The sequence below is a fragment of the Phenylobacterium sp. NIBR 498073 genome (assembly GCF_027286305.1).
Taxonomy (GTDB): Bacteria; Pseudomonadota; Alphaproteobacteria; order Caulobacterales; family Caulobacteraceae; genus Phenylobacterium.
Map to the genome: position 1 here is coordinate 1,904,994 of NZ_CP114599.1, position 12,027 is coordinate 1,917,020.

Below are 12,027 nucleotides of genomic sequence, written 5' to 3' on the forward strand. Positions count from 1 at the left end.
AAACAGTCCACGGGTTCGTCCACAGCAGAGTCGTCAATGTCGCCGACTCGACGGAACAATCTGGAACGCTGACTGATTTGAGGCCCCAAATGCACAGTAGCGGGCGGCGACATGTACGATGTCGGGGGAACTCCGGTGGGTGAGGCGGGACTGTCCGGTCGGGCGGCCGCCGCCGAGGTCCTGCTTCGGCGCGCCTTCCAAACCTGGGAGGGCCTGCTCGAGCGGCTGCCGATCGGCGTCTATGTCTGCGACCGCAAGGGCGCGGTCATCCAGTTCAACAGCCGTGCGGTCGAGATGTGGGGCGGCAAGCCGCCGCCGCCCGGAGGCCGGGCGCCGTTCGAACGTTCCTTCCATCCCGACGGCAGCCCGATGTCGGCCGAGCAATCGCCGGTCGCCGTGGCGCTGGCGACCGGGGCGCCGGTCAAGGACCGCGAGGTGGTCATCCTCCACCTCGACGGTCGTCGCAGCCATCTGCTGGCCAATGTCGAGCCGCTGTTCGACGAGGCCGGGCGGCTGATGGGGGCGGTCAACAGTCTCCAGGACGTCACCGAGCTGCGCCAGGCGCGCGAGATGCTGCGTAATCGCCAGGCCTGGACCCAGCGGGTGGTCCAGACCTCGCCGATCGCGACCTACCAGACCGATTCCGAAGGCCGCATCCTCAGCTACAACCACGCCGCCGTGAGCCTCTGGGGACGCGAGCCCAGGCTTGGCCACGACCGCTGGTGCGGCTCGTTTAGGCTGTTCGAGCCCGACGGCGCGCCGCTGGCGCCCGAACGTTGCCCGATGGCGATCGCTCTGCGCGAGCGTCGGCAGATCGCTGGGGCGGAGGTGATCTTCGAGCGGCCCGACGGCAGTCGCGGCGCCTTGCTGGCCTATCCGACCCCGCTCAGCGGCGGCGACGGCGAACTGGTCGGGGCGATCAACATGCTGGTCGACATCACCGAGCGCAAACGGGCCGAGGACCTGCAGAAGACCCTGCTCGACGAACTGAACCACCGGGTGAAGAACACCCTGGCCACGGTGCAGTCGCTGGCCGCCCACAGCTTCCACGACGTCGGCGACCCGGCCGGGATGCGCCAGGCGTTCGAGGCGCGGCTGATGGCTCTGTCGGGCGCCCACAACCGATTGGCCGAGCAGCGGTGGGAAACGGCGGACCTGGGCGACATCGTCGCCGGCGTGCTGGCGCCCTACGGCCCGGACGTCGCCATCTGCGAAGGGCCCTCGGTCCAGCTCTCGACCCGCGCCTCAGTGACCTTCGCCATGGCGCTGCACGAGTTGGCGACCAACGCCGCGCGGCACGGAGCGCTGTCCTCGCCGCAGGGCCGCCTGCTGGTGCACTGGACGCGGGTTGGGGACTTCCTGTTCCTGGAGTGGCGTGAGACCGACGGCCCGCCGCCGCCGTCGCATCCTCTGCGCCGGGGCTTCGGTCTGCGCTTCATCAAGGGCGCGGTCGAGCGCGAGCTTAGCGGCCAAGTCGAAGTCGACTTCCAGGAGTCCGGATTGCGCTGCCGTATTTCCGCCCCGATTTCAGCGACGGTTTGAACCCATCCCCCACCATTGGACGGCTCCCTCAGGCGCATCCCCCTGTACACGTGCGACGCGAAATCACAGACCTCTCATTAAGCCTTGAAATCAGCCCACTTGCAGGGCACACGGACCTTCTGTCCTGCAAGCGGAGGCTGGCGTCGCCTGGCGTTTCGAGTTTCGAAACGAAGCGTCGGCAGCCTGGGCTTCGCACACCCCCAATTCTGCTCCCCACCCTCCAGGGCCCTGCATGATCTCGTCCCTCTTCGGCGCCATTTCGAACGACATCGCCATCGATCTCGGCACCGCCAACACGCTCATCTACATGAAGGGCAAGGGTATCGTTCTGAACGAGCCCTCCGTCGTGGCTCTGCGTAACGTGGGCGGCCGGAAGGTCGTCCATGCGGTCGGCATCGAGGCCAAGCAGATGCTGGGCCGTACGCCCGGGCACATGGAAGCGATCCGCCCGATGCGCGACGGCGTCATCGCCGACTTCGAAGTCGCCGAAGAGATGATCAAGTACTTCATCCGCAAGGTTCACAACCGCAAGGGCTTCGTGAACCCGAAGGTGATCGTGTGCGTGCCGTCGGGCGCCACCGCCGTCGAGCGCCGCGCCATCAACGATTCCTGCCTGAACGCCGGCGGCCGTCGCGTCGGCCTGATTGACGAGCCGATGGCTGCGGCGATCGGCGCCGGCCTGCCGATCCATGAGCCGACCGGCTCCATGGTCGTCGACATCGGCGGCGGCACCACCGAGGTGGCCGTGCTCTCGCTGTCGGGCATCGTCTATTCGCGTTCCGTCCGTGTCGGCGGCGACAAGATGGACGAGGCGATCATCAGCTACATGCGCCGCAACCATAATCTGCTGATCGGCGAAACCACCGCCGAGCGCATCAAGAAGGAAATCGGCACCGCCCGCGCGCCGGCCGACGGCGAGGGCCTGTCGATCGAGGTCAAGGGCCGCGACCTGATGCAGGGCGTGCCGCGCGAAGTGCGCATCAGCGAAAAGCAGGCCTCGGACTCGCTGGCCGAGCCGGTCGGCCAGATCGTCGACGCCGTGAAGATGGCGCTGGAAGCCACTCCGCCGGAACTGGCCTCCGACATCGCCGACAAGGGCATCATGCTCACCGGCGGCGGCGCGCTGCTGCGCGGCCTGGACGCCGAGATCCGCGATCACACCGGCCTGCCGGTGACTGTGGCTGATGACCCGCTGTCGTGCGTCGCGCTCGGCTGCGGCAAGGTGCTCGAACATCCGAAGTGGATGAAGGGCGTCCTGGAGTCCACCCTGGCGTAGTATTGCCGAGTCGCGGTCTGGGGGAGGGCTCCCGGGCTGCGCCTCTAGGGCGAGCAGGTTCAGGTGGCGCTTCGCGAGAACCCGTTTGGCGAACTGAAGGTGCCCTTGGCCTGGACGGCCGGGGTCGCGCTGGTCGTCGCCATGGTCGTGGCCCTGGTGCTGCTGCTGTCGGACCGCCGCGAGACCTTCCAGACCGAGGCCTATGGCGCCTCGCGCAAGGTCGGCGATGCGATCGCCGCGCCGGTGACCGGGGTGCTGGCGACGCCCGGCGAGTGGATCGGGGACGGCGTCGACGGCGTCCGAGGCTACTTCTTCGCGGTTTCCGAGAACCGGCGACTTAAGGAAGAGCTGCGTGAGGCGCGTGAGTGGCAGGTCGCCGCCCTGGCCCTGCGCGACACCAACGACCGCTACAAGGCCCTGCTGGGCCTGAAGACCGACCCGCCGATCCCGATGGTCGCCGCCCGCACGGTCAGCGAGGCGAGGGGGCCGTTTTCCAACACCCGCCTGGCCAACGCCGGCAAGGAAAAGGGCATCAGGCCGGGAAATCCGGTGATGAGCGAAAACGGCCTGGTCGGCCGCGTCATCGGCGTGACCGACGGCGCCAGCCGAATCCTGCTGCTCACCGACATCGCTTCGCGCACGCCGGTGATGATCGACCGCACCAACGCCCGCGCCATCCTGGCGGGCGACGGCGGCCCCAATCCGCGGCTCGAGTACCTGCGCGGCCAGGACCCGGTGAAGCAGGGGGATCGCATCGTGACCTCCGGCGACGGCGGGGTGCTGCCGCGCGGTCTGCCGGTCGGCGTCGCCGTCAAGGGCCTGGACGGCCGTTGGCGCGCGGTGCTGGCCTCCGACGCCGCGCCGGTCGACTTCGTGCAGGTGATGCAGTTCCAGGACTTCTCGCAGCTGGCCGCCGCGGCGGCCGCCGAGTTGAACCGCATGCCCGTGCCGCCGCCGACCAACCCGCCACCGGTCGTCGGCGTGACCTCGACGACGCCGGCGCCGGCGGTCCGCGCTCCCGCGGCCCAGGCCGCCGCACCCCAGACGGCGCCTGCCGCCGCACGGCCGGCCGCGGCCGCGCCAGCCGCCGCGCGTCCCGCTGCGGTTCGCCCGACGACGGCTGCGCCGCGTCCCGCAACGCCGCGGCCTGCGCCCGCCAATCGTCCGGCGACCGCGCCCGCCGCGCCCGCCGCGCCCGCGGCCTCCACGGCCCAGCCACAACAGCCGCCTCCGCCGGAGGTCCCGTTCTAGATGGCCGGCGCGCGCCCCTTGGCCCCCTGGCGCTGGATCGGGGTCCCGCTTGTCCAGTGCCTGATCCTGACCGTCCTCTTCTCGCTGCCCTTCCGGCCCTTCGGCCTCAGCTTGCCTGAGCCGATCTTCCCGATGGTGCCTGCGTTCGCCTGGGCGGTGATCCGTCCGTCCATGCTGGCGCCGGTCGCGGTGCTGGCGATGGGGTTGTTCCTGGACATCGTCTGGGGCGCGCCGATGGGCCTATGGGCGCTGTCGCTGCTGCTGGTCTATGGCGCGGCGCTGGTCGGGCGCAGCATGATGGCCGGCCAGAGCTTTCCGGTCATGTGGGCCTGGTACGCGGCGGCCACCGGCCTGGCGCTTGGGGCCGCCTTTCTGTTCACGATGGTCGGGGCCCATGCGACAGCTGACCCCATCGCCGTCGCCTGGCAATTCCTCGCCACAATCATATTGTTTCCGTTCGCGCACCTGCTCATCGACCGGTTCGAGGATGCAGACGTGCGTTTCCGCTAGGGTCCCGAAGCGATGGCCGAGCCGTCGATCTTCTTCTCCGAGGTCAATGAACGGCAGGGTGTGTTTCACCGCCGGATGTTCCTGCTCGGCGGTATCGCGGGCCTCGGCCTGGGCGCGCTCGGGGCGCGTCTGGCGCACCTGCAGATCATCGAAACCCAGCGCTACGAGAAACTCTCGGCTTCGAACCAGTTCAACTTCCGCCTGGTGCCGCCGCCGCGCGGCCTGATCGTCGACCGCAACGGCGCGATCCTGGCCTCCAACCGTCCGAACTTCCGGCTGCTGGTCACGCGGGAGGACAACTCCACGGACGTCGAAGGCACGCTGAAGACGCTGGCGACCTTCGTGCCGCTGGACGAGGCGCGGCAGCTGCGCCTGATCAAGGACATCAAGCAGACCCCCAAGCGCGTGCCGGTGTCGGTGTTCGAGGACATGAGCTGGGACGAGTTTTCGGCCATCAACATCCGCGCCCCGGAACTGCCGGGCGTCACCGCCGACATGGGCGAGGTCCGGGTCTATCCGCACGGCGGCGCCTTCGCGCACGTCATCGGCTACGTGGCCAAGGTCAACAAGGAAGACCTCACCCCGACAGGGCCGAATTCCGACCCGATCCTGCTCAATCCCGGCTTCCGCATCGGCCGCCAGGGCGTCGAGAAGGCGTTCGACCTGGACCTGCGGGGCAAGGCCGGGGCGCGCAAGGTCGAGGTCGACGCCAACGGCCGCGAGGTCCGCCAGGACGAGGCCGGCGATATCCCGAGCACGCCCGGCAAGCGCATCGAACTGACCCTCGATGTCGATATCCAGAACCGCGCGCTGGAAGTGATGGGCGACGAGAGCGGGGCCATCGTCATGATGGACTGCCGCACGGGCGACCTGCTGTGCATGGCTTCGTCCCCGAGCTTCGACGCCAATCGCTTCGTGCGCGGGCTGTCGGGCCCCGAATACCGCGCCCTGGCGCAGTACGAGCGCAAGCCGCTGCTCGACAAGGTGATGACCGGCACCTACCCGCCCGGCTCGACCTTCAAGCCGACGGTGGCGCTAGCCGCCCTGACCGCCGGGGTCGACCCGGAGGTGCGCGTCCACTGCTCGGGCGGCTGGTACTGGGGCGGGCGCACCTGGCGCTGCTGGAAGCATGGCGGGCACGGCTCGCAGAACATGCACGACGCCATCAAGAACTCCTGCGACATCTACTTCTACCAAACGGCGCTGCGGATGGGCCCTGATCCGATCGCCAAGGCGGCCCACGCCATGGGCTTCGGCCAGATCTTCGACATCGGCATTCCCGGCCAGAAGAAGGGCGTCGTCGGTTCGCGCGAATGGAAGCGCAAGGCGGTCAAGCGCGAGCCGGTCTGGCAGCCGGGCGACTCGGTCAGCTACGGCATCGGCCAGGGCTACGTGGCGGTGAACGCCCTGCAGCTGGCGGTGATGACCGCTCGCCTGGCCAACGGAAAGAAGGCGCTGAACCCGCGGCTCATCAAGTCGGTCGGCGGGGTGGAGCGGCCGCACGGCGACGACGTGCCCGATCTGCCGTTCACCAAGGAACAGCTCGACTATGTCCGCGGCGGCATGGTCGCGGTGGCCAACGACACCGGCGGCACCGCCTATCGCCAGAGCCAGCTCGGCCTGGGCGACATCCAGATGGCCGGCAAGACCGGCACCGCCCAGGTCCGCTCCTATGCGGGCCTGGCCTCGCGCAGCAGCGCCGGCGTCACCTGGCGGCTGAAGGACCACAACCTGTTCGTCGCCTTCGCGCCGGTCGATGATCCGCGCTACGCCGTGGCGGTCATCGTCGAACACGGCGGCCTGGGCGGCGCCACCGCCGGCGCCCCGCGCGCCCGCGAGGTGATGCGCGTGGCGCTGATGAAGGATCCGGAGCTGCGCTCGCGCATCGAGACGCCGATGCCGATGCCGGAGGCTCCGGAACCGCTGGAGGCCGAAGGCGTCGCGCCCGAGGCGCCGACCGTCACCGCGGCCCCGACCGCGCCTGCCGCTCCGGCCCCGGCTGCGTCTACCCCCACTGGAGGCGCGATATGACCGTCAGCGCCCTGACCCGTCCCGGCGAGCGCGACCGTCTGGTCGTCAAGCTGTCCGAGATCGACTGGCTGTTCGCCCTGGCGCTTTGCCTGATCGCCGGCGCCGGGGCCCTGATGATGTTCTCCATCGCCGGATCCTCGTGGGAGCCGTGGGCGGCCAAGCACCTGACCCGCTTTGCGCTGTGCTTCGTGCTGATGATCGGTCTGGCGATGATCGACCTGCGGGTCTGGTTTGCGATCGCCTATCCGCTTTACGGCGTCGGCCTGCTGCTGCTGGTCGCGGTCGAGGTGGCCGGCGACGTGCGCATGGGCGCGCAGCGATGGCTGGCCCTAGGGCCGTTCAGTTTCCAGCCGTCGGAGATCATGAAGCTCGGGATCGTGCTGGCCCTGGCGCGGTTTTATCACGGCATCTCGGCCGACAATGCGCGGCTGTCCTGGTGGCTGCTGGTCCCCGCCGCGATGATCGGGGCGCCCACGGTGCTGGTCATGCACCAGCCGGACCTGGGAACCGCGATGCTGATCGCGATGACCGGGGTGGCCATCGTCGTGCTGGCGGGGCTGTCCTGGCGGATCATCTTCGCCGGGATTGCGGCCTTCGTCGTCGCGGTGCCGCCGCTGGTGATGTTCGTGCTGCACGACTACCAGCGCAAACGGGTGCTGACCTTCCTCGATCCCGAAAGCGACCCCTCGGGCTCGGGCTATCATATCCTGCAGTCCAAGATCGCCTTGGGCTCCGGCGGCTTTTTCGGCAAGGGCTACGGCCTCGGCTCGCAGAGCCAGCTGAACTTCCTGCCCGAGAAGCAGACCGACTTTATCTTCGCGACCCTGGCCGAGGAGTTCGGCTTCCTCGGGTGCTTCTCGCTGCTGTTCCTCTACGGCGCGGTGATTTTCATGGCGCTGCGCACCTCGGCACTGGCCCACTCGCACTTCGGACGGCTGTCGGCGGCCGGGACCACCGCCACCTTCGCGCTCTACGTGCTGATCAATGGGGCGATGGTCATGGGCCTGGCGCCGGTCGTGGGCGTGCCGATGCCGCTGCTGTCCTACGGCGGCACCGTCATGCTGACGGTGATGATCGGCTTCGGCCTGGTCCAGGCCGTGCGCGTCCACCGCTATTCGGAAGTGACCAGCGGCAAGGGCGCGCTGATGTAGGTCAGGCGACCGTCACAGTCGTCTCGCCCTCGCCGACCGGCGCTTGGAAGCTGCGTAGGAAGCGGGCGAGCATCGCATCGTCGACCGGGATCGTCCCGCGCAGATCGGTCTGTTCGCGGCGGTCTGCGAGACGGCGCTGCAGCAGCTCGGGCTGAGCGTGCAGATAGATGAGCCGCCAGCGGCCGCCCGCGCGCTCGATCTCGGCCTTGAACTCGTCGCGATGGGTGCGGCTCCAGAAACTGGAGTCGATCACCACCGCCTGGCCGCCGCGCACCGCCTCGCCGACCTGGCTCCGCAGCCAAGCGCGCACCGGCTCCAGCAGGGCGGGGTAGGCGTCGGCTGGGAAGTCGACGCCGTACCGGCCATGACGGCGCCAGACCTCCTCGTCGATCGACAGCCGCAGGAAGCCGGTCTCCTCGAGCGCCATGGCGAATGCGGTCTTGCCGCTGCCAGCCACGCCGCACATCAGCACCGCCAGGCCGGGCAGGGGCCTCAGGGACAGAAGCGCGTCGGCGATGGTGACTGCCATGGCGACGCTCCGGGGCCTACAGCTTCAGCGCCTGGTCCGTCGCCCGCACCAGGCCGTCGACTATGCCCGGCTCGGTGGAGGCGTGGCCCGCGTCCCAAACGATGTCGAAACTGGCCTCGGGCCAGGCGGTCTTCAGCCGCCAGGCGCTGTCCATCGGCGTCACCACGTCGAACCGGCCTTGGACGATCCAACCCGGAATGCCGCGAATCTTGTCGATGTTGTTGAGGATCCAGTTGTCCTCTTTGAAGAAGCCGCCATTGGCGAAGAAGTGGCACTCGATCCGTGCGAAGGCGATGGCGAAGTCGATTTCGTTGAACTTCGACGGCCGCGCCTCGGGCCCGCGGATGGAGATCGTGTCGCCTTCCCATTGGCTCCAGGCGGCCGCGGCCTCGGCCTGGATGCGGCGGTCAGAGTGCGTCAGGCGCTTGTGGTAGGCGGCCATCATGTCGCCGCGCTCGGCCTCCGGGATCGGCGCGCAGAACCGCTGCCACGCATCCGGGAAAAGCATCGAGGCGCCTTCCTGGTAGAACCAGCGCAGCTCCCGCTGGGTCAGCAGGAAGATGCCGCGCAGCACCAGCGCCTCGACCCGATGCGGATGGGTGATGGCGTAGGCCAGCGCCAGGGTGCTGCCCCAGCTGCCGCCGAACACCGTCCACTTTTCGACGCCCAGATGGATACGCAGCCGCTCGATGTCCTCGATCAGCGTCCAGGTGGTGTTGTCTTCCAGGCTGGCGTTCGGTCGCGACTTGCCGCAGCCGCGCTGGTCGAACAGCGCCATCCGCCACTTCGCCGGGTTGAAGAACCGCCGCATGGTCGGGTTGATCGCCCCGCCCGGGCCGCCGTGCAGGATCACGCACGGCTTGCCGTCGGGATTGCCGCACTCCTCATAGAATATCTCGTGCGTCCCGCCGGTCGGCAGCCAGCCATAAGCGAACGGCTCGTTGTCCGGGTACAGCCCCTTGCGGTGCACGGTGTTGGAGACGGCGAAGGGGGGTGTGTTGCGTTCCATCCCGGCCAGTCTACTTCGGGAAGCGGCGCCCCATCCAGTCCAGGATGAGCCGGTTGACCTCCTCGGGCTTCTCCTGCTGCGTCCAGTGGCCGCTGTCCTTGATCAGCGCCTTCTCCAGGTCGGAGATCACCTCTTCCATGCCGTCGGCCATGGCCGGCGACAGCACCACGTCCTTCTCGGCCATGATCATCAGACAGGGAACGCCGTCGATGCGGGTCGGCAGGTCGGTCGAACGCTCCCAGTTGCGGCTGAAGTTGCGGTACCAGTTGATCCCGCCGGTGAAGCCGGTGGCCTGGAAGGTCTCGACGAAGCCGGCCAGTTCGTCGGCGTTCAGGAGCTGGTTGGCGGTGTCGGCCTTGTCCCAGGCCTTCAGCGCATCGCCGAATGCGAAGGTCGAGCCGCCGGTGGGGGCCGCGACCTGCTGGATGGCGGCCGGGCGGCGCATGAAGAAGCGCATAGTCTTGTCGACGTCGGCGGCCAGGGCCGCGTCGGCGACGCCCGGCTTCTGGAACCAGACGATATACATGTCCTCGCCGAACACCTTGCGCATCCCCTCGATCGGGTCGATCGGCGCGCGACGCATGAACGGGGTGTTGAGCCCGATGATCCCGGCCACGCGGTCTGGATGCATCAGCGGCAGCTGCCAGACGACGATGCCGCCCCAGTCGTGGCCGACGAACACGCCCTTGGCCGCGCCCAGGTGGTCCAGCAGCCCGACCAGGTCGCCGGTCAGGTGCTCCATGTCATAGTCGGTGACCGCCGCCGGCCGCTCGGTCAGGCCATAGCCGCGCTGGTCGGGCGCGATCGCCCAGACGCCCGCCGCCTCGCAGGCCGCCAACTGGTGGCGCCACGAGAACGCCAGCTCCGGAAAGCCGTGGCAGAAGATCAGCGGCACGCCCTGGCCGCGCGGCCCGACTTCATAATAGGCCATGTCGATCCCGTTGACCTTGGCGTGCTGGACGGGCGGCATCTGGCGGGCGAGGGCGGTGGACATGGCGGGCTTCCTCCGAAGGTTTGGACGAGCTTGCCAGGGTTCCTCGCGCGGAAGGCAAGCGGCGCTTGGCGCGATCGGCGCGAATGACGCTAGAAGGAGCCAATGACCAGCACGCAAGCCGCCGTCGCCGCCGACCGCACCCCCTGGGGCCTGGTGTTCCTGCTCGGCGCGCTGACCGCCTTCGCGCCCATGTCGATCGACATGTACCTGCCCAGCCTGCCGGCCATCGGCGCCGACCTGCGGGCGACCTCGGCCCAGACGCAGGGAACGGTCGCGGCCTTCTTCGCCGGGATGGCGATCGGCCAGTTCTTCTACGGCCCGGCCTCGGACCGCTTCGGCCGCCGCGGGCCGATCCTGCTGGGCGTGGCGATCTATGTCGCCGCCTCAGTCGCCTGTGCGCTGGCCAGCTCCGGCGACATGCTGATCGCCGCCCGCTTCGTCCAGGCGCTCGGCGGCTGCGCCGGCGGGGTGGTGGCCCGCGCCGTGGTCCGCGACCGGTTCAACCACACCGAAACCGCGCGGATGCTGTCGCTGATGACCCTGATCATGGGGCTGGCGCCGATCCTCGCCCCGATGCTGGGCGGCCTGCTTCTGACGCTCGGCGGCTGGCGGCTGAATTTCTGGGCGCTGGCGGTGTTCGGCCTGGCCTGCGGTGCGGCGACCCTGCTGTGGCTCAAGGAATCGCGCTCGGCCGAGACCGCCGCCCAGGCCGCCGCTGAGAACCCGCTAAAGGCCTATCGGGCCTTGCTGCGCCAACCCCGCCTGGTCGGCTACGCCCTGGCCGGGGCGCTGAACGGCGCGACGCTGTTCACCTACATCTCGGCTTCGCCCGACCTGCTGATCGGGACCTACGGCATCTCTCCCCAGCATTTCGGCTGGGTGTTCGGCCTCAATGCCGCGGCGATCATCGGGGCCAGCCAGGTCAACCGCTATCTGCTGCGCCGGTCCACGCCCGACCAGGTGCTGGAACGGGCGAGCCAGGCGGCGGTGCTGGCCTCCATCGCCCTGGCGCTGGCCGCCCTGACCGGCTTCGGCGAGCGCTGGAGCATCCTGCCGCTGCTGTTCGTGCTGCTGGCCAGCTACGGCTTCATGCAGGGCAACACCATGGCCGGCGCGCTCAATGTCGACCCGCGGCGGGCCGGTTCGGTCTCGGCCCTGATGGGCGGAGCCTCGTTCGGCGTCGGGGCGCTGGCGGCCAGCCTGTCGGGCGCGTTCCATGACGGCACGCCGCGGCCGATGGCGGTGGTCATGGCGCTCGCGGTGATCGGCTCGGCCCTCGCGCTGCGCACCCTGGCCCTGCCGAAGGCCGCTCAGTCCTGAGGCTTCTGCAGGGCGGCCCAGGCCAGCACCGCCCAGCCGACCATGAACAGCAGCCCGCCGATCGGCGTGATCGCCCCGAACCAACGCGGCGCGCCCAGGGCCATGGCGAACAGCGATCCCGAGAAGATCGCGATTCCGCTGAGGAAGAGCGGCGGCGTCACCCGCGCCAGCCGACCGCCGGCGTTAACCACCACTACCGACGCGAAGACTGCCAAGGCGTGCAGGAAGGCGTAAGTTGCGCCCGTATGCATCCACTCCTTGGCCTTGGGATCAGTTACGCCATGGGCGGCGAAAGCGCCAAACGCGACGGCGAGAAGGCCACAGGCTGCGGCGGCGGACATCCAGATGCGCAGATTGCTCATGCCGTCTGCCTAGCGACTCCCGCTAGCATTGACCACAAGTACAGGGGGGGCG

Annotated in this window: 11 protein-coding genes; 7 read left to right on the plus strand and 4 right to left on the minus strand. The window is 69.1% G+C overall.

Features of this window, described 5'->3' with window-relative positions; translation table 11 throughout:
* Window positions 1–111 precede the first annotated feature (111 nt).
* The 6 genes from O4N75_RS09520 to rodA all read left to right on the plus strand — a co-directional run bounded on the left by O4N75_RS09520 (window position 112) and on the right by rodA (window position 7,761).
* Window positions 112–1,542: an HWE histidine kinase domain-containing protein gene (locus O4N75_RS09520; RefSeq protein ID WP_269629115.1), complete on the plus strand. Its 1,431-nt coding sequence runs from the start codon at window positions 112–114 to the stop codon at window positions 1,540–1,542.
* Between the two features lie 232 nt (window positions 1,543–1,774).
* Window positions 1,775–2,818, plus strand: coding sequence for a rod shape-determining protein (locus tag O4N75_RS09525; RefSeq protein ID WP_056020526.1), 1,044 nt, complete (start codon window positions 1,775–1,777; stop codon window positions 2,816–2,818).
* 63 nt (window positions 2,819–2,881) lie between these two features.
* A complete protein-coding gene (gene mreC / locus O4N75_RS09530; RefSeq protein ID WP_269629117.1) occupies window positions 2,882–4,069 on the plus strand; it encodes a rod shape-determining protein MreC in 1,188 nt (395 codons plus the stop codon).
* Window positions 4,070–4,579 (plus strand): hypothetical protein, encoded by a 510-nt coding sequence (locus tag O4N75_RS09535; protein ID WP_269629118.1) that lies wholly within the window; start codon window positions 4,070–4,072, stop codon window positions 4,577–4,579.
* Between the two features lie 12 nt (window positions 4,580–4,591).
* Window positions 4,592–6,610 carry a penicillin-binding protein 2 gene (gene mrdA / locus O4N75_RS09540; RefSeq protein WP_269629119.1) on the plus strand — a complete coding sequence of 673 codons (2,019 nt, stop codon included), beginning with the start codon at window positions 4,592–4,594 and terminating at the stop codon, window positions 6,608–6,610.
* Window positions 6,607–7,761: a rod shape-determining protein RodA gene (gene rodA / locus O4N75_RS09545; protein ID WP_269629120.1), complete on the plus strand. Its 1,155-nt coding sequence runs from the start codon at window positions 6,607–6,609 to the stop codon at window positions 7,759–7,761. Before mrdA ends, rodA begins: the two co-directional genes overlap by 4 nt.
* 1 nt (window position 7,762) lies before the next feature.
* Here rodA and O4N75_RS09550 read toward each other — a convergent pair whose 3' ends face one another.
* From O4N75_RS09550 to O4N75_RS09560, 3 genes are read right to left on the minus strand one after another with little or no spacing between them, the layout of a single operon-like run.
* The gene (locus tag O4N75_RS09550) at window positions 7,763–8,290 is read right to left on the minus strand and encodes an ATP-binding protein (RefSeq protein ID WP_269629121.1); all 528 of its coding nucleotides are present in this window, start codon (window positions 8,288–8,290) and stop codon (window positions 7,763–7,765) included.
* A 16-nt stretch (window positions 8,291–8,306) separates the two neighbouring features.
* Entirely contained in the window at window positions 8,307–9,299 is a 993-nt protein-coding gene (pip, locus tag O4N75_RS09555; RefSeq protein WP_269629122.1) for a prolyl aminopeptidase, read from the minus strand.
* Window positions 9,300–9,309: 10 nt separating this feature from the next.
* Window positions 9,310–10,293, minus strand: a complete 984-nt coding sequence (locus tag O4N75_RS09560) for an alpha/beta hydrolase (protein ID WP_269629123.1) — start codon at window positions 10,291–10,293, stop codon at window positions 9,310–9,312.
* A 102-nt stretch (window positions 10,294–10,395) separates the two neighbouring features.
* Here O4N75_RS09560 and O4N75_RS09565 point away from each other — a divergent pair, with 102 nt between their 5' ends.
* A complete protein-coding gene (locus tag O4N75_RS09565) occupies window positions 10,396–11,613 on the plus strand; it encodes a multidrug effflux MFS transporter (protein ID WP_269629124.1) in 1,218 nt (405 codons plus the stop codon).
* On the opposite strand, the gene O4N75_RS09570 is transcribed toward O4N75_RS09565, so the two are convergent.
* On the minus strand, window positions 11,604–11,975 hold the full coding sequence (locus O4N75_RS09570; protein WP_269629125.1) for a DUF423 domain-containing protein: 372 nt from the start codon (window positions 11,973–11,975) through the stop codon (window positions 11,604–11,606). The two genes, O4N75_RS09565 and O4N75_RS09570, sit on opposite strands and share 10 nt — an antisense overlap.
* Window positions 11,976–12,027: the final 52 nt, after the last annotated feature.